28 protein-coding genes and 1 pseudogene are annotated in these 24,224 nt (G+C 34.3%); 5 read left to right on the plus strand and 24 right to left on the minus strand.

Annotated elements, in window-relative coordinates; translation table 11 throughout:
• Nucleotides 1–84 precede the first annotated feature (84 nt).
• The 3 genes from NYE73_RS13005 to NYE73_RS13015 all read left to right on the plus strand — a co-directional run bounded on the left by NYE73_RS13005 (nt 85) and on the right by NYE73_RS13015 (nt 2,753).
• Nucleotides 85–1,482, plus strand: coding sequence for an MFS transporter (locus NYE73_RS13005; RefSeq protein WP_259950151.1), 1,398 nt, complete (start codon nt 85–87; stop codon nt 1,480–1,482).
• A gap of 84 nt (nt 1,483–1,566) precedes the next feature.
• Nucleotides 1,567–1,842 (plus strand): hypothetical protein, encoded by a 276-nt coding sequence (locus NYE73_RS13010; protein WP_259950152.1) that lies wholly within the window; start codon nt 1,567–1,569, stop codon nt 1,840–1,842.
• Nucleotides 1,843–2,123: 281 nt separating this feature from the next.
• Nucleotides 2,124–2,753, plus strand: a complete 630-nt coding sequence (locus NYE73_RS13015; protein ID WP_259950154.1) for a tyrosine-type recombinase/integrase — start codon at nt 2,124–2,126, stop codon at nt 2,751–2,753.
• Nucleotides 2,754–3,211: 458 nt separating this feature from the next.
• Here NYE73_RS13015 and NYE73_RS13020 read toward each other — a convergent pair whose 3' ends face one another.
• The 10 genes from NYE73_RS13020 to tmk all read right to left on the minus strand — a co-directional run bounded on the left by NYE73_RS13020 (nt 3,212) and on the right by tmk (nt 11,462).
• Nucleotides 3,212–3,385, minus strand: coding sequence for a DNA translocase FtsK (locus tag NYE73_RS13020; RefSeq protein WP_374805551.1), 174 nt, complete (start codon nt 3,383–3,385; stop codon nt 3,212–3,214).
• 184 nt (nt 3,386–3,569) lie between these two features.
• The gene (locus NYE73_RS13025) at nt 3,570–5,453 is read right to left on the minus strand and encodes a hypothetical protein (protein WP_259950155.1); all 1,884 of its coding nucleotides are present in this window, start codon (nt 5,451–5,453) and stop codon (nt 3,570–3,572) included.
• Nucleotides 5,454–6,133: 680 nt separating this feature from the next.
• Entirely contained in the window at nt 6,134–7,105 is a 972-nt protein-coding gene (locus NYE73_RS13030) for a thymidylate synthase (protein ID WP_259950156.1), read from the minus strand.
• A gap of 37 nt (nt 7,106–7,142) precedes the next feature.
• Nucleotides 7,143–7,811: a 4'-phosphopantetheinyl transferase superfamily protein gene (locus NYE73_RS13035; RefSeq protein ID WP_259950157.1), complete on the minus strand. Its 669-nt coding sequence runs from the start codon at nt 7,809–7,811 to the stop codon at nt 7,143–7,145.
• Nucleotides 7,804–8,571: a hypothetical protein gene (locus NYE73_RS13040; protein WP_259950159.1), complete on the minus strand. Its 768-nt coding sequence runs from the start codon at nt 8,569–8,571 to the stop codon at nt 7,804–7,806. The genes NYE73_RS13035 and NYE73_RS13040 overlap by 8 nt, the downstream gene beginning before the upstream one ends.
• 2 nt (nt 8,572–8,573) lie before the next feature.
• The gene (locus tag NYE73_RS13045) at nt 8,574–9,245 is read right to left on the minus strand and encodes a C1 family peptidase (RefSeq protein WP_279495079.1); all 672 of its coding nucleotides are present in this window, start codon (nt 9,243–9,245) and stop codon (nt 8,574–8,576) included.
• Nucleotides 9,246–9,262: 17 nt separating this feature from the next.
• The gene (locus tag NYE73_RS13050) at nt 9,263–10,219 is read right to left on the minus strand and encodes an ImmA/IrrE family metallo-endopeptidase (RefSeq protein ID WP_259950161.1); all 957 of its coding nucleotides are present in this window, start codon (nt 10,217–10,219) and stop codon (nt 9,263–9,265) included.
• Between the two features lie 27 nt (nt 10,220–10,246).
• Entirely contained in the window at nt 10,247–10,558 is a 312-nt protein-coding gene (locus NYE73_RS13055) for a helix-turn-helix domain-containing protein (RefSeq protein WP_259950162.1), read from the minus strand.
• The gene (locus tag NYE73_RS13060; protein WP_259950163.1) at nt 10,555–10,809 is read right to left on the minus strand and encodes an acyl carrier protein; all 255 of its coding nucleotides are present in this window, start codon (nt 10,807–10,809) and stop codon (nt 10,555–10,557) included. Before NYE73_RS13060 ends, NYE73_RS13055 begins: the two co-directional genes overlap by 4 nt.
• A gap of 5 nt (nt 10,810–10,814) precedes the next feature.
• Nucleotides 10,815–11,462 carry a dTMP kinase gene (tmk, locus tag NYE73_RS13065; protein ID WP_259950165.1) on the minus strand — a complete coding sequence of 216 codons (648 nt, stop codon included), beginning with the start codon at nt 11,460–11,462 and terminating at the stop codon, nt 10,815–10,817.
• A gap of 164 nt (nt 11,463–11,626) precedes the next feature.
• Here tmk and NYE73_RS13070 point away from each other — a divergent pair, with 164 nt between their 5' ends.
• Entirely contained in the window at nt 11,627–11,965 is a 339-nt protein-coding gene (locus NYE73_RS13070) for a hypothetical protein (RefSeq protein ID WP_259950166.1), read from the plus strand.
• A gap of 51 nt (nt 11,966–12,016) precedes the next feature.
• Here NYE73_RS13070 and NYE73_RS13075 read toward each other — a convergent pair whose 3' ends face one another.
• From NYE73_RS13075 to NYE73_RS13125, 11 genes and pseudogenes are all read right to left on the minus strand, one after another.
• Entirely contained in the window at nt 12,017–12,526 is a 510-nt protein-coding gene (locus tag NYE73_RS13075) for a DUF1643 domain-containing protein (RefSeq protein WP_259950167.1), read from the minus strand.
• A 1,220-nt stretch (nt 12,527–13,746) separates the two neighbouring features.
• On the minus strand, nt 13,747–14,229 hold the full coding sequence (locus NYE73_RS13080) for a GNAT family N-acetyltransferase (RefSeq protein WP_259950168.1): 483 nt from the start codon (nt 14,227–14,229) through the stop codon (nt 13,747–13,749).
• A gap of 57 nt (nt 14,230–14,286) precedes the next feature.
• Complete coding sequence (locus tag NYE73_RS13085; RefSeq protein ID WP_259950169.1) at nt 14,287–15,642, minus strand: FAD-dependent oxidoreductase; 1,356 nt, start codon at nt 15,640–15,642, stop codon at nt 14,287–14,289.
• Nucleotides 15,643–15,746: 104 nt separating this feature from the next.
• Nucleotides 15,747–15,971, minus strand: a complete 225-nt coding sequence (locus tag NYE73_RS13090; RefSeq protein ID WP_054550188.1) for a hypothetical protein — start codon at nt 15,969–15,971, stop codon at nt 15,747–15,749.
• 59 nt (nt 15,972–16,030) lie between these two features.
• Nucleotides 16,031–16,312, minus strand: a complete 282-nt coding sequence (locus NYE73_RS13095; protein ID WP_103118156.1) for a Fe-S cluster assembly protein HesB — start codon at nt 16,310–16,312, stop codon at nt 16,031–16,033.
• Entirely contained in the window at nt 16,309–18,078 is a 1,770-nt protein-coding gene (arsA, locus tag NYE73_RS13100; RefSeq protein WP_259950170.1) for an arsenical pump-driving ATPase, read from the minus strand. Before arsA ends, NYE73_RS13095 begins: the two co-directional genes overlap by 4 nt.
• 1 nt (nt 18,079) lies before the next feature.
• On the minus strand, nt 18,080–18,439 hold the full coding sequence (arsD, locus tag NYE73_RS13105; protein ID WP_115673623.1) for an arsenite efflux transporter metallochaperone ArsD: 360 nt from the start codon (nt 18,437–18,439) through the stop codon (nt 18,080–18,082).
• Nucleotide 18,440: 1 nt separating this feature from the next.
• Complete coding sequence (gene arsC, locus NYE73_RS13110) at nt 18,441–18,860, minus strand: arsenate reductase (thioredoxin) (RefSeq protein WP_259950171.1); 420 nt, start codon at nt 18,858–18,860, stop codon at nt 18,441–18,443.
• Nucleotides 18,861–18,872: 12 nt separating this feature from the next.
• A complete protein-coding gene (gene arsB, locus NYE73_RS13115) occupies nt 18,873–19,931 on the minus strand; it encodes an ACR3 family arsenite efflux transporter (protein ID WP_054550190.1) in 1,059 nt (352 codons plus the stop codon).
• Nucleotides 19,924–20,250 carry an ArsR/SmtB family transcription factor gene (locus NYE73_RS13120; protein ID WP_066036718.1) on the minus strand — a complete coding sequence of 109 codons (327 nt, stop codon included), beginning with the start codon at nt 20,248–20,250 and terminating at the stop codon, nt 19,924–19,926. Before NYE73_RS13120 ends, arsB begins: the two co-directional genes overlap by 8 nt.
• Nucleotides 20,251–20,682: 432 nt before the next feature.
• Nucleotides 20,683–20,787 (minus strand): annotated as a pseudogene (locus tag NYE73_RS13125) (DNA mismatch repair protein MutT); the annotation flags it as partial.
• Between the two features lie 458 nt (nt 20,788–21,245).
• Between NYE73_RS13125 and NYE73_RS13130 the strand changes: the two are divergent.
• On the plus strand, nt 21,246–21,698 hold the full coding sequence (locus NYE73_RS13130) for a hypothetical protein (RefSeq protein WP_066036717.1): 453 nt from the start codon (nt 21,246–21,248) through the stop codon (nt 21,696–21,698).
• Between the two features lie 401 nt (nt 21,699–22,099).
• Here NYE73_RS13130 and NYE73_RS13135 read toward each other — a convergent pair whose 3' ends face one another.
• The 3 genes from NYE73_RS13135 to NYE73_RS13145 form a co-directional block, all read right to left on the minus strand.
• On the minus strand, nt 22,100–22,573 hold the full coding sequence (locus tag NYE73_RS13135) for an EVE domain-containing protein (protein ID WP_259950173.1): 474 nt from the start codon (nt 22,571–22,573) through the stop codon (nt 22,100–22,102).
• A gap of 11 nt (nt 22,574–22,584) precedes the next feature.
• Nucleotides 22,585–23,121 (minus strand): DinB family protein, encoded by a 537-nt coding sequence (locus tag NYE73_RS13140; RefSeq protein WP_259950174.1) that lies wholly within the window; start codon nt 23,119–23,121, stop codon nt 22,585–22,587.
• Between the two features lie 67 nt (nt 23,122–23,188).
• Complete coding sequence (locus NYE73_RS13145) at nt 23,189–24,136, minus strand: helix-turn-helix transcriptional regulator (RefSeq protein WP_066036714.1); 948 nt, start codon at nt 24,134–24,136, stop codon at nt 23,189–23,191.
• Nucleotides 24,137–24,224 lie beyond the last annotated feature (88 nt).

A 24,224-nucleotide genomic window follows, 5' to 3' on the forward strand; every position in this document is an offset into this window, starting at 1 on the left:
GATATCATAACTTTAAATGCGTTGGAATGAATGTAAAATTTCAAGTAAGATATCAATGTAACAAATATAAAGGGGGGGTAAAATATGAATTCTCGTAGCAGGTGGTTAATGATATCCGTTGGACTAGGAATATTATTAAACCCTTTAAATTCATCAATGATTTCTGTTGCTATTGCTAGGTTGCAACATGTGTATAGCATTGATTTTACTACTGTTTCCTGGATTGTGTTTTCATTTTATATCGCTAGTGCTATCGCCCAACCTGTAATGGGGAAGGCTAGTGATTTATTCGGTCGGAGAAAGATATTTCTGGCTGGTCTTCTAGTATCCTTAGTTTCTTCTATTCTGGCTCCATTTTCTACAAATTTTGGATGGCTTATAGTGTCCAGAATTGTACAATCAATCGGAACTAGTATGCTGATTGCAGTTGGAACAGCTATCGTACGCATTCATATTACAGAAAAGCAAGCAGATGCTTTAGCAGGTTTATCGATTTTCCTATCCGGTGCGGCAGCTATAGGACCTTTTGCTGGAGGAGTACTTATTCAATGGTGGGACTGGCCAGCGATCTTCATCGTCAATATCCCGTTTGTTGTGGCGAGCTTTATATTAGCTTGGAAAATGATTCCTAATGATGGATCGGCAACAATTGTTTCACGTGACATGTCGTTTCAAAAATTACTGGGTGTGATTGATGTGCCAGGAATTCTGCTCTTTGCGGTGGGTCTGATTGCACTTCTAGTTGGCTTGCTGTCAGCGAAATCATCTGGGCATTTCTCTATGTGGAATGTCGTTGTTGTGCTAATCGGGCTCGTTGCGTTGGGAATATTCGTACAACATGAGCTAAAAACAATGTCGCCATTTATTCCTTTACGCACCTTCGCCAAATATCCAGGGATGACTTGGGTCAATATACAATACTTGCTAGTTAACTTACTTTATTATTCACTCTTTTTTGGGATTCCATCATACCTGCAAATGGTGCGTCATGTCAGTGGATTTCATACAGGAATTCTTATGTTAACCTTGGGCTTGAGCTCGATTGTAGCTTCGCCAATAGCAGGGAAATGGGTCGGTAAATCGGGACCAAGACCTGCATTGATTGTATCCTCATTACTGATGGTAGTGGGGGCAGTGTGGATTGTGACATGGACGCAAAGTTCACCAGTCATCAGTGTGTGCCTGGCGTTAGCCGCATTCGGTTTTAGCAACGGGCTAAACGCTGTTAGTATGCAGGCAGCTTTGTTTAAAAGCTCTCCAAAAGAAATTGCTGGTGTAGCATCTGGCCTATTTAATACATCGAGATACTTGGGAACAATTTTATCTTCACTGTTGACAGGTATCATTATGGGAGGTGCGTTCAACTTGACAGGATTCCGATTGCTGGGAGTTTTCCTAACGGTCATTGCATTGGTCTTAGTATTTATAAGTCTGCGCCTCAGATATTCTGAGCAATTGGATGAACCGAATACAAGCAATTAAAACAAAAAATAAAAATAGGAGTTGAATGTTATGACAACTGTTAGTATCAAGGAATGGTCCTCATGAGATCAAGCTTGGAAGGAAATGCAAAAGGATAAACAACCCCAAGATGAGAAAGTCATCCAGAAGTTGAATGCGAGAGCGCAAACTTTCGCCGCGAATACCCTTAGAAATGCAGGTCAAAAACGGATGGAGCAAGTTATTCAATGGTTCAATGGAATGAGGATTACGACAAAAGAATTGGTTCATACAGATGCAATAATAGAAGACCAATTGACTGTTAATTTGCTAGGTGAATTAATGTTGCACCAAGAGAGCTGGATTCTTTATTATTTGCCATCAATGACTATCTTGGAATAAAAGAGCAGTTGAAATGATGGTGGCTTTAGTTTTACATTTTAAATCCATTTTGTCTCACTATTATTAGTATACTTTTCATTGAAACGTAACTTCCTATAATTTATATTATGTAAACTAAAATTATTTTGCGTGGAGGAGGGCTTAGATACGTCAACTACCCATAATAATTTTCAAGTTCCTTATAATTTTCATGTGAACGATAACTCTCCTTTTTTACGATAATGGGATGATTTTGTACAGATAATAATTATTGTTTAATACGATATCTGGAGGTTTTATACTTGCAACTACACGCTGCCATTGACGAATTTGTATTGTATATTGAGATTGAAAAAAATTACTCGGTTAATACAGTCACTAGTTATGAATACGATTTACAACTCTTCTTGACCTTTTTATCGGATCATGGCTGTTCAACCTGTTTAAATGAGATTACCAAGACTCAAGTACGACGCTTTATCCAATATCTATTAGGATCATTAAAACAAAAACCTCGTTCGGTGAACCGAAAAATTTCTTCCTTAAAATCGTTCGCCAAATATTGTTTAATAGAACGATACCTTACTAATGATTTTACACACGGGATTGAATCGCCAAAGACCGATGATAAACTTCCTGTCTATATGACACTAACGGATCTAAAACAGCAATTTGACTATTTAGAGCGCTCCCAATCACGTTTTTCGATGCGGAATGAGCTAATGTTTAAATTATTAGCAACAACAGGTATAAGACGTTCTGAACTTGTTTCATTAACATGGGAACAAGTGGATTTGGTAAATGAAACGATTCGAATTGATGGAAAAGGAAAAAAAGAACGGATATTGCCCCTTCATCCACACTTAATGCCGCTTCTGGCATCCTATAAAGCTTCTTTAAGATCATATCAAAATTACCTTCTGCTGAACTAGTAAAATAATTAGTTGGTAAGTACTTAGATTCGATAACATCGTATCTTCCATTTTCGAAAAAGTAAAACGAATTAGCTGATCTTTAAATACTATATAAAGCTTTTCAACGTATCTAACTTTTCAAAGAACTCTTCATTTAATGGGTACTTTCTTGCCTTGTAAGTGAAACCTGCAAAAAAGACCATCAAAATGATGGTCCTATCTCAACAAACTGGTTAGTACAATTTGAACAATATTTACTTATCTGCCATTCTTTTTCTGATGTAACATTCGGCGTGTCAATTAAGGCAAATATGGATTGTCTTATATGTTCACAGTACAGAAAAAACACAGAGACTAACCTCTGCCTTTCCTTACTTATTAGTGAATTCTAATCCTACTATGGTATCTCGGATATTTTCAAGATCTTTTACTAATACTTCTCGTGGCTTACTACCATCAGGTGGAGAAACAACACCTCACTCTTCTAAAGTATTAACTAATCTAGCAGCCCTTGCATAACCAATTCTAAATTTTCTTTGTAACATTGAAACGGAAGCTGTTTGCTCTTTAATAACTAGCTCAATTGCATCCTGAAGGAAGGAATCCTCATCATCAGTTTTTTTATATTGATTCGATATTGAGTTATCCATTTCCTCTTTACAATCATCATTGCATTGTGACTGATATTAGTAATAACAACTGATATTAAAATTTGAAATAACAAAAAGTTTACACCCTATTAATTTCGATATTTTTATAATTTGGGTTTAGTCCACTCTATTTTATAATGAAAAAACTAGCTATCTGATCAATTTCAGGTAGCTAGTTTAAACTTTAGATATGCGCTGAACGTGCTGCAACGCGAGCATTATGCATTTTACACTCTTTTATGAAGCTATCCAAGAATGCGTCTACAAATAGAATGTGCATATTCATTTGAACACTATCGAAATAGCCCTCGAAATTATATACCTGTGTTAGCCATTCATTTACTTGTAAGTTCGTATCGCGCATAAACTCGCCATCAACAAACATTGGATTTTTCGAGACAACCTCTTTCATGAAGTCAGTCATATTCTCACCAGTATTTAACTTGTAATCTGTAGTGAATTTAATAAAGCTGTATGCGAATTTGTTGAGAATCTCTAAAAGTGCAATGGCCTCGTTACTGCCAGGTGTTACATTGAATAATTTTTGAACTTGGTTTTCACTCATTTTTGAAAATGACTGTGCGTACCCCGTTAAGAATCGGTTATACCAACGGTCATAGTACGTACCGTTGTAGCCTAAAAGACCGTATTCTAAATATTCCTTGTTTTTCCATAACGTTCTCGTGCTTTTTTTCAATGGGTCCCAATCTTTAGATGCTTTTACAAACATTTCTTTCATTAATTCGGTAATTTGCGCCTCAGCTGTTGGAATATGGTGACGTAATTTCTCGGTATCGATATTTGCCGTGCCTAAATGCTCTTTATTCACAATCGAAGTGAACAGCTTTTTGATTTGATAAGCGTTATTTTCTTGGTACTCAGCAACATTTTTTGAACAATACGAAATGATATTTTTCACCAGCACATCATAACGGCTATCAATTAATGTTTCTGGAATTTTCGCTTTATATAAAATGCGCTTTAAGTCTTTTTCGTTTTTTGAACCGGTAATATGGCTAACCGGCTTAAAATGATATTGGCTATTTAGCGCCAGTAAATCAATTTCAGTCTTGTTCGCTAAAATTTGGATTGCTTGATTTTCATCGATTTTTGTACAAACTAAATACGGTACTGCTGATGGATTAGCATCATAAATCGCTGGAATGGCTGTACTTAAATCTGACGGTGAATCCGTGTTAAGCGCGCGAATAAAGAAAACAGAATCAAGTTCTGGGTATTCATTAAATAATGTTTGGTAACGATCTGTCAGTCCATTAGTATCAGGTTGCTCACTATGATCTAAACCATACGTATCAATGAATTTCACTGTTTGAACCTGTAATAAATTTAACATCGGTTCAAATTGTGATAAAACTCTGTCTTTAATCACTACTTTTTTAAGTAGTCCTGTCACAGATTTTTGGTCATGAATTTTTAAAAAGTACTTTAACTGCTCCGTTAATTCAGGTGTAATCGTATTTAAATCAAATTCCTTTGGAAATGATCCCGCAGCCGTTTTGCACACTTTATAGACTGCTTTTAAATACAACTCCACAAGATCATTGAGTTTGTATACCTTTTTATCTGCAATTTTTAACGTCAATCCTTCAGCGAATTGACTCTTTAAGTAGTCTGCAACTGCTGACAACTGCTCTTTTGAATAGTCATTTGTTAGCGCTGTTTCTTCTTTATTAAGCGTATGTAAAATACCTGTCCACAACGTTTCGATCTTTTTAGAATTAGCATCGTCAACAAAATCGAATTCCTTATAATTAAAAAAGCCTTCTGTAACCAAAATTTGCTCACAAATGGATTCGTCGTATTTCTCCTTAGGGACTTCCGGCTCTTTTGCTAATTGCTTTTCCACAAACTCATCTTCACTTAAATATTCAACTGTCACTTTCGGTGATGGTTCATTTATTGAAAAATGATACTCTACAATCGTACGTGTTGTCTGGCCTTCCCCACTCGCTTGAATCTGATCGCGATGCGCAGCAAATGAGTTAATAAATTCAGATTTTCCGGCCCCTGATTTCCCAACTAATAAAATAGATACGCTTTTCTTCATTGTACATACCACTCTCCTTTGGAATATTATTTCAATCATAAATGATAATCACACGATTATATACATTTGTTGGAAAATAACTAAAAAATGGCGGAATTACGTCCAACCAATAATAAGGTGCACGTATGAATACAGGAGATTTCCGGTCTGCCGTTTGCCAAGGTTTTGTAGTTGAACTATAGATTTTTTCGCTTGCTTCAGCATATGTTATCTCACGTTTTCGTAATGCTTTTCAATTTTCTCCATTTTTGAATATACTTAGTTATCCCCCTGAATCTGTTGGCTTAAGTAAATTACCCTATATATTCCCATTAACTAAACTAAATTCGCTAAACTTCAAAAAAATTTATAGTTATTTATTAGGATTTAAATTTGAATAATATCTTTTCAACCAGGGGCTAATCCCCTCTAAACCACGATAAATCATTCTTTCATTTATATTCGCTTGATCTAACTTATCACGTATTCTAGTTTTAAATGTGCTGGGATAACTATTTTTTATATACATCAGGTCTTGTTTCCAAAATATCAGTTAAGTTTATATTAGGTTTTGACATTATTGTAAACATTGAGTGAGTCACATATGAATTTAGCCTCTATTTACGGAGGCTGATTTTGTTTTATTGAATAAATTATTTTATCTTCTAACCGTTTCTGAGTCGTTTCACTATGATTATCTATTATTTATTCTTTAAATAGAAATAATTTTCAAATGATTCGAAATTACTCTTCTCGCTAAACCATAAATATCCACTGTAACCAAGTAAGTTTTTTGGCAGTATGTCGATAGCCTGACAATAATTTCTGTCTGCTTTATATATTTCATATGAAAATAAAAAATCTTTATAGGGATTTTTTATTTTTTCATATTCACGGTTAAGAATGTGTTCCTGATTTTCATCAACATAGGTTGATAGATCCACTTTTTCGAATTGTTCAAAAACGGAGTTAATTTTATCTATATCATTATTTTTTATAATGACTTCTGCTTTCTCTAAATGTTTGGTATATAAATGGAGTGAGTCCGTAAAATGCCTTTGAGAACCTATGTTACATCCTATTTTTTTTGCAATATAGCACTGTAATAAGTAAAAAACAACTACATTGTATGGAACACCGAAATAAAGATCATTTGAACGGTTTATCACGGTCATATCCAAAAGGTTATTTCTAATTTTAAGCATTATTGAGATATTACAGGGTATATCTTTCGAAGAACTCCCTAAATCATTTATATGCCACATTGTTAAAACCACTCTTCTAGTAGAATTGTCTTCTTGTAATAATTTTATGGCTTTTTCAATTTGATCTATTCTGTGCAGTTCTCTTAGCCTATGGCCGTATGCTCCATTAAGAGTAAATCCATCATCTGAATATTTATCATAATCATTAATGAAATAGTTTAGTGGTCTCAAATCATTTGATCCACTTATAATCCAAGAGAATTCATTCAATGCGAAAAACGGATTAAAAGCCCTTTTTTTCAAAAATGGAAGTCTAATTAAATCATGATTCGTTATTTCAAAATAAGCAGGCCCTAAATCTTTTACAGGTCCATTTCTCGAATTAGTTACTTTTACTTCTTGCGTAACAGCTTCATTTAACAATTTTAAATAAATCTCTGAGAAGTTATCACCAGTTATTGTTATCAAGAATATATTCCACCTTTTATAAAACTCGAATATAATATTACAAAAGAACAGATATACTAATAATAAAATTTTTATATTTACTCCAGTAACCTAGTCCCTTTTTATTTTTATAAATAAAATAGAAATTAAAAAAATTACTAACTATAGGATAAATCCTTATATCTTTAATTGTTTTAGAATTTCCCATTAGACCAGTAAGACATTTGAAACTGGCTTCTTTACAACTCCAAGTTATTGTTAGAATAGTGTCTTTATCTTCATCTGCAATCTTCTCTGTCCATATTTTTTCTTCAGAACTACTTAAATAGTAGCTTGAGAATTTTGGATGCCTATTCCTAACACTTTCAATATCACATCCAATATTTTTAAAAAATTTGCTACTACAAGCAAATCCTATTTCATTGCAATGAGAAATAGATAATGCTAAATAATCTTTTCTTTTAGTCACCAAAATAGGTGCTCCATTGCTTTTATTTTTTATATGAAAATTTTTCATTTCCTCTAAGTTTATATTTAAACAATCAGCTATTACGTATTTTGCTGCTACTCTACCAGAAAACCAATTTTTACCATTCCTCAAAAATTTCTTTTCATTATTCCAAATTTTGAGTTCAATATCACTAAGATATCTATCATCGTCAATAGAAAACTCCCTTATACAAGTGAATATTTGATAATCATTTAATAAAATTAATTTTCTATTCATTAATATCCAAATTAAATTCAACTTGTTCTTCATTTCTACAAATTTGTAACATTTTCTCATAATTTGCTTTTGGTTTAATATTTCCGAGTGCCGCATGAGTAGCAATACATGTAAGTTTTCCAGTTTTATAACCAGATTCATTAGCGATAAAGTCCAAAAGCCTACCTAACCCTAAATAATTTCCATAAGCTTTTTGAACAAAATATTGGTTTCTATAAATTGCAGTTAAATCTATAAAATCTTCACGAATTTTGACACTTATAAAGCTCATACAAGGAAAACCCATCTGATTATTTTTATCCAAACAAGGATCATAAATAGACATTTCATACATGACCCTAATTCCTCTACCATTGTTTCTCTCTCTATCCAATTTAAAGATAGTATGTTCAACCTGATTAAAAGTTGTACCCTTGCCATAGTTCCACTCTACTAATCTCCCAAAGTATGTACCTTTATTATTTTCTGTTACTTTTCTTAAAATTGGATAAACTTTTTGAAATCTATTATAAAAATCAAATCGATTTTTACTTTTATTTTTCATTTCAAAAGGGAAAATTGTATTAGCAACAGTTTCGATTCTTTGATCATCCATACTAAATAGTATTTGGTTGAATTTATCTCTAACCATTTTATCGTCTGATGTTGGATTTTCTATTTCTACTATCAGATTATAATCATCTTTTCCGTTTCGAATGAGATGCTCTATTGCTTTCTTCCAGGCATCAGAGATGTTTTTACCTTTAATTACAGTATTCACATTTATGCCCCCTTTGGTATAATCCATGCACCACGATTATATTTATTAAAATAATCATAAGAAACATATGCATATCCATTATCTGCCCATTCAGGACCCCAACTATTTCTAATGATAAAAAAGTTTTTTCCATCATCTCTCTGACCATAGCCCATTATTAAAATAGCATGTAATCCTTCAAAGGTTTCTACTTGTGGAACATCTATAAAAACATTTTCATTTGAAAGCCAAAATGTTGGTTGAACTTCAACTCCTGTAATAACAGGTCTTTCCATAGATAAATGATTCTCTATTTCTTGAACATCAGCATTAATAAATTGATATGAAGAAATTTTTCTCCCTAAAGCATCTTTCTTAACATTTGTATCGATATCTGCAAATTTAAAAGGTGTTTTTAAATGTTGATTATAAGGGAAAATAGAATCTTTAGAATGACCATAGCTTTGAATCGCTTTAAAAGCACTAGGAATACTTATTCCATTTGAGTCGTCCTTCCCGTCTAAGTGTTTTGCTGAACTAAATACATATTCTTCAGATAGTCTAACATCTAAATTTCTATGATGTTCATGACAAGCTGTAACTGCAAATGCTGTACATGTTCCTCTACTTCCCTGATCTCTTACTATTGAAAAATTATTTCTTAAATCCACCATCAAATTATATTTGTCACTCATAATCATAATAGACTCCTTTAAGCAATCAATTGTTCTAGTTTTATACCATGTCGCTTATACTGTGTAATAATATTGATCTTAAATACCTTAATAGAATTTGATTTTGGCAACCATGGCCTGTTATAAAATAATTCTAACTTCATTTCCTTTATATCTTTAATTTGGAGTTTAATACATCTATCACCAACAGCTCCAAGTATATTTTCATCGGATGGACTCCAATTAGAATTAATATATCTAATTTCAGGAATCCCCATCCACTTATAACCTGTACTAGGGTTTTCTTCTAGTTTAATACGTACCTCATCTCCTAAAGCTGGGTATATAATAATATTGTTGTCTTGCTCATTTATATTCCAAATATTATTCCAATTGGTTTCTAAACCATCTTTGCCATAATGATTTTTTACATCTTTAGGACTGTAACTTTTTAGATCTTGGTATTGGCGTCCAGATTTAATTATTCTTAAACTTGCTAATCTATTTACAGTAGCTTGATAGCTTGTATCCATTCTTAATGAAAGTTCATATACAGAGAATGGAGTAAGCTCAACCACTCCCATTTGTTTCAAAATGTTGTTTACTAACTTCCTTGGCATAAGAATACAAGAAGCAAACACTTCAGCAATCTGTTCCTTTTCATCTCGCTTATATTCCTCCATAAACAATTCAGAAGATGTATCTAGACTAGGAGGATCTTTCCTAATATAGTGACAAAGCTCATGTGCAGCAGTGTACCTTTGTCTCGTAATTGGTAAGTTTTCATTAATAAGAATTCCCGGACGATTTTTTTGTGTTTCTGGAATATATGCCCCAGCCAATTTATCTATTTTTTGGAAATTTATGATAATGTTGTTTCCTTCAATTATTCTAAAAATATCGATTGGCTCTGTATATGAAAAATCAAATTTACTTAACACTCTATTTGCCTCTGCGGTTGCAGTTTTTATTATTTCAGCTTTGGATAAACCCATTGTTTTCACACTCCCCCTAGAATTACATTATTTCATTTCCGAAAGTATTTTTGAAAATCTAAGAATACTCTCACGGTCTTTTTCAGATAAGTCATCACTTGCTCTAGCGAGTAGTTCTACATCTTCATTTTCGCTATACACACCTTCAAGAAAATAACTTTCTGGATGTTTATATAATTTTGATAACATATGTATTTCATCAATGTCTGGTCTTTCTTGACCATTTTCGATACTCATGAGTTTTTCAATGGATATATCTAAAAAATTAGAGACTATCTCTATTGTTAACCCTAAATATTCTCTAGCATCTTTTAATCTATCATTGACATTCGAATTCATCGTTTAGCCTCCAATAGTTCACTTATTAGTTCACAAAATTCTTTAAAGGAAGATTTAACTCTCTTATGAACTTCTTTTATTGGTACTTTAATACCCATTTCTTCTTCTATTACACCGATAATTTCCATAAAAAATATTGAATCAACATCTGTGTCACCGAACTCGGTTATCTCATTAATAATTCTTTCTGAACTATCTCCACACCAATCTTCTAAATATTCCGCTATCTCACTCATTAATTTTTCCTGCACATAAATCACCCTTTATAAATAACTTCACCCTTTGCGAAGCATTTTACTATATCTACTATCGTTTGATGTAATTCTTCAACAGAAAGAGATCCGTCAACTATTATTATCCTTTTTGGATTTTGTTTGGCCATATATAAGAAACCATTGCGTACATTGGTTTGAAATTGAATTTTTTCTAGATCAAATTTATCTATATTAACATTATTTCGATTTATAATTCTCTGATGTGCTATTTCTGGATTTATATCTATTAAAATTGTTAGGTCTGGAGCCTTGTCTTCTGTTGCTAAAGAAGTTAGATAATGGATAACTTCTATTTCTAATTTTCTACCAAATCCCTGATATGCTACTGATCCGTCTATTCCTCTGTCACTTAAAACTAATTTACCTAATTCAATATTGGGATTGACGACCTTTTTTACAGTTTCATGTCTATCTGCTTCAAATAAAAATAATTCCGATAAACTTTCAAGTTTTAACTCAAAATTATTTACTAATATTTCTCTTAGTATTTCTCCAATAGCTGTACCTCCAGGTTCTTTAGTAAGTATCACATCACAAGTTTGATTTTTTAAATATTTATATAATAAATTTATTTGAGTTGTCTTCCCTGAGCCACCAATACCTTCAAATGTAATCCATTTTCCTGTCATACCAAATCTCCTCTAATTCTTAATTTGGTTATATTATACAGGTCTTTAATAGGTAAAAATACATGTTTTTAACAAAAAAATAAATTTGTGTTACAAATGATGGGAATAATAAGGTAATATTCATTATATAGACACTCAATCTAAATAAATAGGGGAATAAAATAATGAAAATAATTACTTTATGCGGCTCTACGAAATTTAAAAAAGAATTTGGAGAAGTAAATGAGGCCTTAACACTCCTTGGTCATGTAATATTAAGTGTTGGTGTGTTTGTTCATTCTAAGGAGTTAAAAATAAAGCCAAGCCAAAAAGTATTATTGGACGAAATACATAAAAAGAAAATTGATTTATCAGATGAAATATTTGTAATTGATGTAAACGGCTATATAGGTAGTAGTACTCGTAGTGAAATTGAGTATGCTAAACTCAAAGACAAAAAAATAAATTATTTATCAGATAACAATTGTCCTTATAACTTTAATTTAAAAAATATAAGTAACTAAAAATAAAGGGTAACTCGTCGATTCATTATAAATGACAAGTTACCCTTTATTTTATTTATAAAGCTCTGGTATCTTATTTGCTTTAACATAAAGAGGATGACGTGGATGACCGTCCTTTGTTAATTCTAATACAAAAAGTGGAATACTGTTTTGTCTGATTAGATTCAATACTTCTTTATCACGATCAAACAAAATTCCTTTAGTGCCCCATGCCAGTATGACCTTTTCAGACCTTGTTAGCGCATTAACAATATATTGATTATTTTCTTTTCCTATCGGATCATTAGCTGAAAGTAACATTTCCGGATTAGTTGACCTATACGCGAATAGATTAACAACCTCTAGTGACCCATAACCCCAGTTCATAGCAAACTTAATGCATCTACGTAAAGTTGGATCATCTTCTCTACTATCGGCTGTACTAGGGTTAAGCATGATGAACGTAACCCTCGGTAAAGTATCATCCCAAACTCTCCATAGAGAATAACGATACCTTTCAGTATCATCAATTATTGCCCCACTATTATTATCCAAAATATCACCAAAAAAAGTTAATTGCATAAATATCACCTAAGTCTATTATAAACATAAAAAACACAAATTGAGTACCCTTTACAATTTTTTGCCTCACCTATTCCTTATTTATCCATATTAAAAGTTCATCAGAATATACATCACATTATAAAAGAGGAAACGATTAAAATGAACATAAAGTAAACGGCACATATACTATATCAAATAAAATAATTTAATTTTCACTTATATTATCTACTTTAGGAGATTCTTTCTAAGCTATTTCCAAATCTTTAAAAGGTTCTTTACTTTATTGTTCTTTAACGCTATGAAACGTATCGAGATTCAGTAACCTGTACTGTTGCTCATCTCAATCGCCCTCACAGCGCACAATAAAAGTATTTCGCGTTTCCTTATTTTACGTAATCCAGGATGAACACCTCATTGATTTTCTATAACTATAGACTACAGCTTCTCCTTATTCCTTCAATATTTGTATGTATTAAATAACTCATAAGCAATATATAATACAATCTGTATTTCGGTTTCACTTTGTCTTCTATTAGATATTGCATAATCATACACAACTCTTTTTTTCAAAATACTTATTATCGAAATTTAAAGTGTCAAATTTAAAGATTACTGAAGGCTTGGAAGAAGACACCAAGCCTTCAGTAATCTTTTTCTTTAAAGTTGATAAGGAGATATACTCCATATCAACTTTTTATCTTTTGTTAAGATATAGTATCAACCAGCTTATTTGTTCACTCTTATGAATAATTCTTATTAATATTGGACAGATCTACATTAAACGATAATTTGCATTATTTAAACGAATAATTCCCTTTTGAACGATAAATTATAGGAACCAACCGATAATTAGAAAGTTTTAACCAAGGTATTTATATTATGTAAACTAAAATTATTTAGCATGGAGGAGCACTTAAACTACTGCTACTTGTTTGTACTTTGTTTCCTCCTGAATTAATTACCGTAGGATATCTTTTGATAGATCTTGTGAAGAAATCTGCAATAATATGACCGTTTAATGAAAACGAGCTCTAATCCTTGTTACAGAATCGCGCCTGATTGTTGAAGAAGGTAAAAATCACTATATGCAACAATTAGTAAAGCTCGTATAAATGGATGAGGTTTATAATTTCCATCCTTTTTTACCTGTAAAATTTTACATTAGAATATATTAACCTCATTGATTTATAATCAAACCCATCTAATCCAAAGTATTATAAAAATCGAAACTTTACCAGCTACATTCTTCTTTCCATTAAAAATGTATCATGCCATATCCCATCTAATTGAGCAATTTTTTCTCTTGTACCAACAATTCGAAAGCCCATCTTTTTATGTAATTGGATACTTGATGAATTGATCGCAAAGATGGATGATTGGAGTGTCCAAAACCCCTCCTTTTCACTCTCTTCAATTAGTACTTTAAATAGCTTAGAGGCAATACCTTTCCCTTTACTTTCACTCGATATATAAACACTAACTTCTCCAACTCCAGAATAGACGGAGCGTGTAGAGACGGGTGAAATGCCAATCCAACCAACCACTCTATTGTGTTCTTCTGCAACAAAACGCAAGGTCGCATGGTGTCTTTCATCCCATACCTGTTCACTTGGCACTATTGTTTCAAAAGTTGCCATTCCTGTTTCGATTCCCTCTTTATAAATCTTTAATACCTCTTGTAAATCCTTATTTTCCATTTTACGAATAATAAGTGTGTCCATTCCATTTCCCCCTTGAATTTTTAAAAGGACTGCTAGCTTTCGCTAACAGTCAAATTATTAACAACCTGTATTTGATTGATTGACAAGATTAATACTACATACGCCTGTTTCTGGTAATTCTAATTCCACACGTTTCGATGCTTCTTCATCACCTGATAAATAAGCTGTTATAGAACGAACCTGTTCGTAGCCGGTTGCCATTAAAAATGTTGGTGCGCGTCCATAACTTTTAGCTCCTACTATATAGAAGTCCGTTTCAGGTTGGCGTAGTATTTCTTCACCATGCGCTCTTACTGTGCCACAACTATGCTCATTAGGATCAATTAGTGGCGCTAATGCTTGCACACTTTCTGTTGCTGTATCGATAGATAAACGCAGTTCATTGTTCATGGTAAAATCAGGTCGATTTCCTGCATTAACAATAAGTTCATCGAATTCTGTAAGTACTTTTTGTTCTCCATTAATAGTACCTACAATATGGATATTTTCTTCTTTTTTCACCTGTGAAATATAGAAAGGTGTTACTACCTCAATTTTTCCTGTATCTACTAATTCATGGATGCGAATACCCAATGCGCCACGTGCTGCCAACGCATCTTTTTCCTCCCCGCCATAGGCCTCCTCTACAGATCTTTTACGCATAATCCACACAAGCTTTGTTGAAGGATTATCTTTTTGTAATTCAGCCAAAGCTAATAAGGTATTGATCGCTGAATGACCACCACCAATGACAGCAACCTTCTTATTTGCATATCTCTTAGGATTCGTATTTATATCTGGAATACCATACTCAATGTGATCTGCTAATGCTTTCTCATTTTTCAGCCAAACACCTGTAGAATTTGCTGGGTTTGGGTTCCCCCATGTTCCTGTTGCATCAATAACTGCTTTTGCCTCAATAATATCGATATCATCCTCTTTTTCAACATATATATTAAAGGACTGATTGAATCGATTTTTTGATTTCATTTTATCATTTAATTGTCGTGAAATACCTACTACTTTTGAGTTCAATCGGATACTTGGTTTTATTTGTCTTAACTCTGCCAAAGGTTTTAAATAAAGATCAATTAACTCATGCCCCGTAGGTATTGTTTCTAAGTTAGGTTCTATCCAATCAGACCCCTCTAATAATGATTTAGCAGCTTTATTGATGTTATAACGCCATGGAGAAAATAATGTGACATGCCCCCAAGTACGAATATTGTGTGCTATTTCTTTGCCAGCTTCAAGTAAAATAAATGACTGGTTCTGCTCTACTAGATGAGCTGCAGTAGCTAACCCTATAGGACCTGCACCAATTATGACAATCGGTAAATTCTTATTTGGGATATTAACACTCTCCTGTACTTCAATATCCTTAGTTGTAGTACAACAAGATTGATTTTGGTTGATTACTTTTAGTGTTTTCATATAAATTTCTCCTCTTTTCTCTATATAAGCATTTTCTTATATAAAATATATTTTTTTACGTCTAGCAGTTAGCTAGACGTAATTTATTTAAGCTTTTGTAATAGTTATGAACACACTTCAATTTCACACATGATTTTATCAATTTCTTTTATAGCTTTTTCAAATTGCAACCATGTAGAAGGGCCGTAACGCTCCATATCTCCTTTAAAGAAGAAATCAAAAGCAAATTCTTTAGCCTGTATCAATGTGTATTCTCTACTATTCATAATTAACTTTAAATAAGCGATAAAATAATTTTTAGTTAATACGCTAGCATGGTTAACTGTCATTATCGTATCCTCCATTCAACAGATTGAATATTTGCTAAGACAGTATTTAAGGTATCTGGTTAGCAAGATGTCGGAGAGTATCCAACTAATACTAAACCTAGTTCACCATTCTCTTCTTCTGCATGGATCGTAACATCTGTTAATTGCGGTGCAATATCAGGATGAATTGCGATTTCGATACCTTCAATTGTTTGAATCGCATCTTCTGCTGCTGGTGCTTCTAAGCCTACACCTAAATTAACCCCACAGCAGCCTGTAATACCAAAGAAACGAAGTGTTTTAACCTCGGAATCAGCTAATACCTGTTCTAAATAATTTTTACCTTCTGGACTCATTTTCATTTGATTTTCTCTCCTTTTAATTCATGTAAGCCTTGTGCTCCAACCAGTGGCGTTTTTACCCATGGAATGGCCACAAATTGATTATTACTGATGGATTTAACTTCTTTTAGCCATTTCGTTTCTGCTTGTTGTTTTTGAATTAATGTTGGACTTGTTGTATAGATAGATGAAAATGTCTGATTAACAACCCACCAATCAACAGTTAATCCAGCACGGTGTAAATCTTCTTGTAAGCGCGAAGCTTCATAGACAGGTGTTGCTTCAGGAAGAGTTACAATGGCAACACTCGTATAAGAGGCATCACGCAACCTTGGTAACAGGTTAGAAACAGCCGGAGGAATATCCCCTTGTGAACGGCTTATTTCCCGATGATAAGCTTCTGTTGCGTCTAATAACAGCAGCGTATGCCCTGTTGGTGCGGTATCAATAATAATGACTTCATCTTGATGGTTTTCTACAACGTTAGCAAATGCTCGGAATACAGCTATTTCCTCTGTACAAGGAGAAGCCAAATCCTCTTTCACAAATGCTAAACCTTCCTCATTCATCGTTTCACTTGCCTTTGCAAGCACTTCTGCTTCATAGTTTTCCACTTCTACTTTTGGATCAATACGACTGATTGTTAAATTTTTAACGTTGTCATCACCAAATGTCCAATCGAGGTGTGCGGCAGGATCGGTTGTAGTTAAATGTACATGAGTACCCTCTTCTGCTAATCGTAATGCAATATAAGAAGCCACAGTTGTTTTGCCAACCCCACCTTTACCCATCGTAAAAATGAGTTTCGGCTTACGTTCTAAATAATCTGCAATCATTTCTTCTATCTCTGGAATCTTAGTTTCTTCATTTGATTCATCTTCTTGTATAACTTCTTGGTCAGTCATCCATGCTTGCATACGCTCAATACTTGATAATGAGTACGGTACAAATGGTAAGTAGAAATGTTCAAATCGATTTAGTTCTTCAGGAATTCTTGCTAATGCATTAGCTTGACACGCAATGAAAGCCTCTTCGATATCATCAGTAGAATCGGTATTGCTCATATATCCATTAATTAGTAGAGTCTGATTTTGAATGCCTATTTCAAACAATTCGTGAGAAGCACGTGCAGTTTCTTTTAAAGGGTTTTCTTCAGGACGCGTCACTAACATTAACGTCGTTTGTTTGGCATTCTTTAAACGTTCAACTGCTTCTTTATAGATTTCACGTTGTGGCTCTAGCCCTTTTAAAGGACCTAAACATGAGGTACCAGTCGTGTTATCATCTAGAAACGTAGACCATGCAGAAGGCAGTTGTAATAATCGTAACGTATGCCCTGTTGGCGCTGTATCAAACACGACAGTGTCAAAATTCCCTATGACTGAAGTATCAGTCAATAATGTTGCAAATTCATTAAAAGCAGCAATTTCTACTGTGCAAGCACCAGAAAGTTGCTCTTCCATATTTTGTAATACCACTTCAGGTAGCTTTCCACGATACGGACCAACCATTTGTTCTTTGTAATGCTGTGCCGCCTGTTCAGGATTCAAATTTATCGCAAATAAATTATCTATGCCTTCAATTTTTGTTGGACTATTAGAAAACGTTTGGCCAAAAATATCTTGTAAGTTGGATGCGGGGTCTGTACTAATTAAAAGTACCTTTTTCCCTTCATTTGCAATGGCTATTGATAGGCTACAAGCAACCGATGTTTTCCCAACGCCCCCTTTCCCCGTGAAAAACAGGAATGGGGTGTCAGGGAAATGACTTCTTGTAAAACGTTCCATCTTAGGCTTCTCCTTTTAGTGACAAGCGTACTTTTGGCTTTTGTAGTAATTCGTCTTCTGAAAGTCCTGACCACTGTGAAAATTGTTCATTTGTAGGATAGATCCCTTTGCAAAGTAATTCTCCATCCACAAACGTTGCAGGCAAGGCATCCATTCCTTCTGACATTAATAGTTGATTAATTGCTTCATTTTCTACAAAAGCATTTGGCTCGTTTGTAAGATTAAATCTCTCAGCTTCTATGTTTGTTTTCTTTAAATTATTCATAATAAATGACATACGCAATAATTCTGGGTCTATAGAGGGTCCACATAAGCCTGTAGAACAGCACATTGCTGGCTCATAGATATGAATTTTTTTCAATTTATTTCAGCTCCTCAGCTACAAATTGTTCAATGCGTTTACCAATTGCATCACGAACATTTTGGAATACAGCCCACTTCTCTTCATCAGTACCTGTCGCTTTCGCTGGATCTTCAAATCCCCAATGCTCACGACGAACATGAGGAGGCGTCATTGGACATTTATCAGCTGCATCCCCACATAAAGTAACAACTAACGTGGCGTTGTTTAGTGTCTCTAAATCAATTAAATCGGATGTATGATTTGAAATATCAACCCCTACCTCAGCCATCGCTTTAATGGCCTTCGGATTTACACCATGTGCTTCAATACCCGCACTTTTAACTGTCCAATTAGTAGGTAGTAATTTCTTTGCCCATCCTTCAGCCATCTGACTTCGACATGAGTTTCCTGTACATAAGAAATAAAGTATATTTGTCATAGTAATTGCTCCTTATAATTTAATGGTTTTAAAGTATTTTTTCTGCCAACGTAGGGCAACCCATACAAGTCCTATGAGAACAGGTACTTCTACAAGTGGACCAATAACAGCAGCAAATGCCACGCCACTATGCAGGCCAAACACACCCACTGCAACCGCAATCGCTAGCTCAAAATTGTTACTTGCAGCTGTAAAAGAAAGAGCTGCTGTGACAGGATAAGATGCCCCAACTTTACGGGAAGAGAAGAATGACACAGCAAACATAATCACAAAGTAAATAAATAATGGAATAGCAATTCGCACTACATCAAGTGGCAGTTCTACTAATTGCTCACCCTTTAAAGCAAACATCATCACAATCGTGAACAACAGTGCAATTAGTGTCAGTGGTGAAATCTTCGGTAAGAACTTTTCCTCATACCAATGTTTCCCTTTTGTTTTAATCCCTATCCAACGTGTGAGGAACCCTGCAGCAAACGGGATACCTAAGTATATAAGTACGCTCTTAGTAATCTCCCACATAGAAATGGATACATGGAAATTCTCTAAACCAAACCAACCAGGTAATACATTTAAGAAAAAGTAAGCAAAAATTGAATACGTCACGATTTGAAAGATGGAGTTAAACGCAACTAAACCAGCTACATATTCACGGTCTCCACGTGCTAAATCGTTCCATACAATGACCATTGCAATACAACGAGCTAAACCAATCATAATCAGTCCAGCCATATACTCTGGATAATCGTGCAGGAAAATGATGGCTAAAAAGAACATTAAGAACGGTCCGAGTAACCAGTTTTGAAAAAGAGAAAGTAAAAGCACTTTCCAATCCTTAAACACACGCCACATTTCTTCATACTTTACTTTCGCTAATGGTGGGTACATCATGACAATTAACCCGGTAGCAATCGGTATGGATGTTGTGCCAATAGACATGGCCTCTAATGCTTCTCCAATATTAGGCATTGTCAAACTTAATAAAACACCTATTCCCATAGCAACAAATATCCATAAGGTAAGGTAACGATCTAGAAAAGATAGCTGCTTGGTTAAAGAATCATTACTCATTTATATTTCCTCCTACATGGCAACAATCTGTGCCACAGTTACACCCGTTTAAAGGTTGAATTTGTTCTAAAATGCCCTTCATCAGTGGAGTTTGATCCTCTACTAAACGGTAATGTTTCCAAGTCCCTACTTTTCGTTCTGTAATAATGCCTGCCTCCTTTAATTTTCGAAGATGTTGACTAACAGCTGGTTGCGATATTCCGAGAACATCTACAAAATCACATACACATACCTCCCCATTCTTCATGCATGCAAGTAATTTAATGCGGTTTAAATCTGCAGCTGCTTTTAGTTGTTTTTCAATTAGTGTATTTTCCATTTATCTGCACTCCTTATATAATTATTTGCTTATATATTATTTTAAATAAAATCACCTCGTTAAAGAAAGGTGAATTAATCCATATATAACTATATTCTTATATTATGATTTAATGTTTTGAATTGCAACAGATTTTTGTAGATTTGGAATAAAGATTGAGCAAAAACACCTCACAAACCTTTATTTTACGTTAAATAAGAAGAATCCCTTTTTGAAAAAGATTGATCAAAAGGGATTTTTCTTTAGCAGTTTTAAGTTAGGTTTTTATAAAAAAGTCTGATCATTTTCCAACTTTGTTGCTCCACAATGGCGCCCTATAATGGAAAATGTATAACTAATATTTCATCTGCATATTATCTTGTAGTATTTTCTCTGCAAGTTTAATGTTTTCTTTTAGAAATAAAGGTAGTTCCGTATGTGCAAGAACCTCTCTACTAATGAGAGACCTCCACCAGCATGCTCCTCCTTTTCACTTCTACGGATTAAAAGCCATTTCTCATTGCGACGAATAGCCCCTTCTACATTTACTACAAACATAAAATACCCCCTATAATTTATACTTTATCCATAAACACATGGCCCTTTTTATTTCGTAGACGCATTTTTTTCTGCAGAAATGCGCCCGGTTATAGAACCTTCAAACAATATTCTGTTACTCATATCACACACCAATTATTACCACCACGACTCAAGCACTTTAATTTGAACTAATAATAAACTAATTTTTTAGATTATTCTCAATATTAATCCTCCTAATTTCTCCAAAACCCTTATTCAACAATATGGCACGATTGTGGAACAAGAAAAAATCTTGCTTTTATATTTTGTGTAAACATTGAGCTTTAGAGATTAAAAGTCGATAAAAACGCGACAACTTTAAAAACTAATCCCTTGATTTTTGTTAAAATGTAAATAAGTTTTTTTTGCTTTTATGTTAAAATTTTGTAAAATAAAACGGAAGACACATATTTTTACAACTTGGGAGGGGCTATATTATGCGAAGTAAACGAATTAAATTAGCAATTGTCGCAATTATTCTTGTCCTTTGTATAACTGGTATTCTATTTTATTCAGAATATGGAACAAAGAATTTTGGAGATGAACTCATTACAAACACTGATAAATTTGAAGAAGTTGTTGATAGCATTTCCGTTTGGGAAATGAACGGTGGTGTAGATAACAAAAATATATTTATCGTAAACAAAGACGATGAATTATATAACGAAGTACGCAGCATTTTGAATAATTGGGAAGCAAAACGAACTTTATTCAAAAGTATGGATGTCTCTAACTCTTATTACAAAATAGTTTTCACTAATAACGACGATACTACTAATCCAATTAATATATTAATTTCAAAAGATGGTATGGTTAACATTAACTCAAGAGAATACGAACTTGTCAAAGGCGATTTAGTTGAATTACTTAATATCGCTAACTATGAATAATCAATCGAGAATGATGAATCTCAAGTACCTTGTATTCCGCTGCAAGTTCGCATGGATTGGTGGAATGCTTGTTGTATGGTGAAGTCATAAATTTTCTGATTTCTGATTCGTGCAATCATTGCGCAAAGCTCCGTAAGCTAAATAGATCTTTTATTTTACATCTATATGGTTAAGTGAACCAAGATGAACAATTATAAATGGTGACTGTTTTTATAATAAAGGCGGCCTTCCACAAACTAATCTGTGGAGGACCGCTTTTAATTTGTTCTTATTTACTTAACAATCCTCGTCTCGTGAATTCAGAAGAACAGAACGCTATTCAACAATAGCGTCCAATTGTTGAATATTGTTATCTAACTAAAGCACTCTAAAGTTTAAGTGAAACTGTTCACAACTTACAATCAGTGTTTAAGGATCTCGGATAATGCCTGTTCCTCACCATCTAACATCGAAGTAACGATTGTCATAAAATCTTCAGCTCCAATTTCAAAATGACCTCGACGGAATGGTAACCCCCAATTGCGATTTCCACGCGTAAAAGTGAGCTGGTTTAACAACAGTGCAATCTTAACTTCTCGACAAGGAATATAACGCATATCTCTGCGAAATGGCACAAACGACTCCGACACTTGATGTTTGTAAGCACCGTTATCCGTAACCTGACCAATAGCAGTAAATGCTTGAACTGGCTTCCCTTTGGACATGTCTGTGCGAGGGGAATAGTATATCAGCCAATCACCTGGAGACATTTTACGCAAAGGTGCTACCTTACCGTGACATAACTGTGCAAAACCACCTTCTATGGCTAAATTCACATGAGAAGCGGATACAACGCCAATCCAATATCTGCTTTTCTGACTTGTTATATTCGACATGATGCATCCCCCTACTCTTCAAATACTAAACTTTTCAACCGATCCAGTTGTAAAAAATGATGTCTGTAATGCATTTCAATCAACATAAACCATTCCTGCGCGTTTAAAGCACCGAACGCCGGATGAAGTATCTTGTTACTTACAGGCACTTGAAGTAGAACTGATTCCGTATTCCTCATCCGTTCCACTACACTGTGAAGTCCTTCTACCAATTGCTCCATGCTCTCTGGTGGTTGCGGAGTATAGTTTGGCGAAGCAGGGACCTTAATACGAACAGCAGGAAATTGTTCTAGTTTAAAAACAATCTTACCCTGCTCAGTTTTTTCCTTCGCTGGGTTCAATGTCGATTCGCTACCAGCTAAACATTGCTCGACATTATGTAGATGCATGAAAGCTGATTGAATTAAATGTACATACATCTGTCCTATGGACCAATCTTCTTCGTTCAGCTTTCTATGTATTTTATCAATATTGAGTTTTGTCAGTTCTGCCAAATATCTTTCTACTGTAAGTTCAAATGACTTCAATACTTCCTTTGTACTTTTCATCCTTCAAGCAGCTCCTCTTCATCTTGGTATAGTCACAGTATAAAAGAACACTACTGACAGGTGTATGTCAGTAGTGTTCTAGAATTTTTTTCGCTACTTCCCGAATCTTGAAGCGTAAAGACTTCGGCTCAATCACCTCGATATCTCCGCCCCAGCCAAGTAAATGCTGTAATAGTTCCTCTGGATACCGAACACGAAATTGAAAGATTACATCCTCCTTCCGCTCCTCAATAGATTCAATATAAAAATTTACTGCCTCAATGATTTTGTCGGCAATTTCGGGGTTTGCCCTCATTATTATTCTTTCATCTCGATTGTCAGGTGGCCGATAGCTACTTAGGTCAAAATCATTTGGTAGAAGAAATTGATCTTCCAACACAGAAAGCTCGGACATCCGGGACAAGCGGAAATGACGCATTTCTTGCCTCATATCACAGTATGCTAGTAAAACCCAATTTTCATGGACAAGTGTTAATCCATATGGAGAGACGACACGTTTATTTTTCCGATTCCCATCTGTTCCTGGCATTTTTTTAATATACATAAAACTGATTTTGCACTGTTTCAAAATTGCATCGCGAACTTGATTAAGATACGTTTTTACCCGCTCTTCAGTTGACTGCTCACCTATATGAAGCAGTCGCATTGTTTCCCGAACAAGCCTTGACTCGTTACGAACTGACTCCGACAAAGTAGCCTCGATTTTGCGTTTAGCGGACCTTGCATTAATACCATAATCTGTATCCAACCTTTGCTCGATAAAATCAGCTCCCATGAGCAGGGAGACAGCCTCTTCTGCTGTGAACCTAACCGGGGGTAGAAAATATCCTTCCATTAAGGAATAACCCTGACCAGGGGCACCTAAAATGGGAACCCCAGCCTCACTTAGTGCTTGAATATCCCTATATATCGTACGTACACTTGTCTCAAATTGAGAAGCTAAATCTTCTGCTCTCAATGTTTTGCTTCGCTGTAATTCAAGCGTGATCGCAAGCTGCCTCTCCGTTTTATTCATTTTTTTCCTCCACAATTTCAGCATTCTATTACAGTACTTGCCCAATAATTGAATAACAGCAAGCAATATTGAAGCTGTATCCCTAAAA

It is taken from the genome of Lysinibacillus sp. FSL K6-0102 (genome assembly GCF_038003545.1).
Classification (GTDB): Bacteria; Bacillota; Bacilli; order Bacillales_A; family Planococcaceae; genus Lysinibacillus; species Lysinibacillus capsici.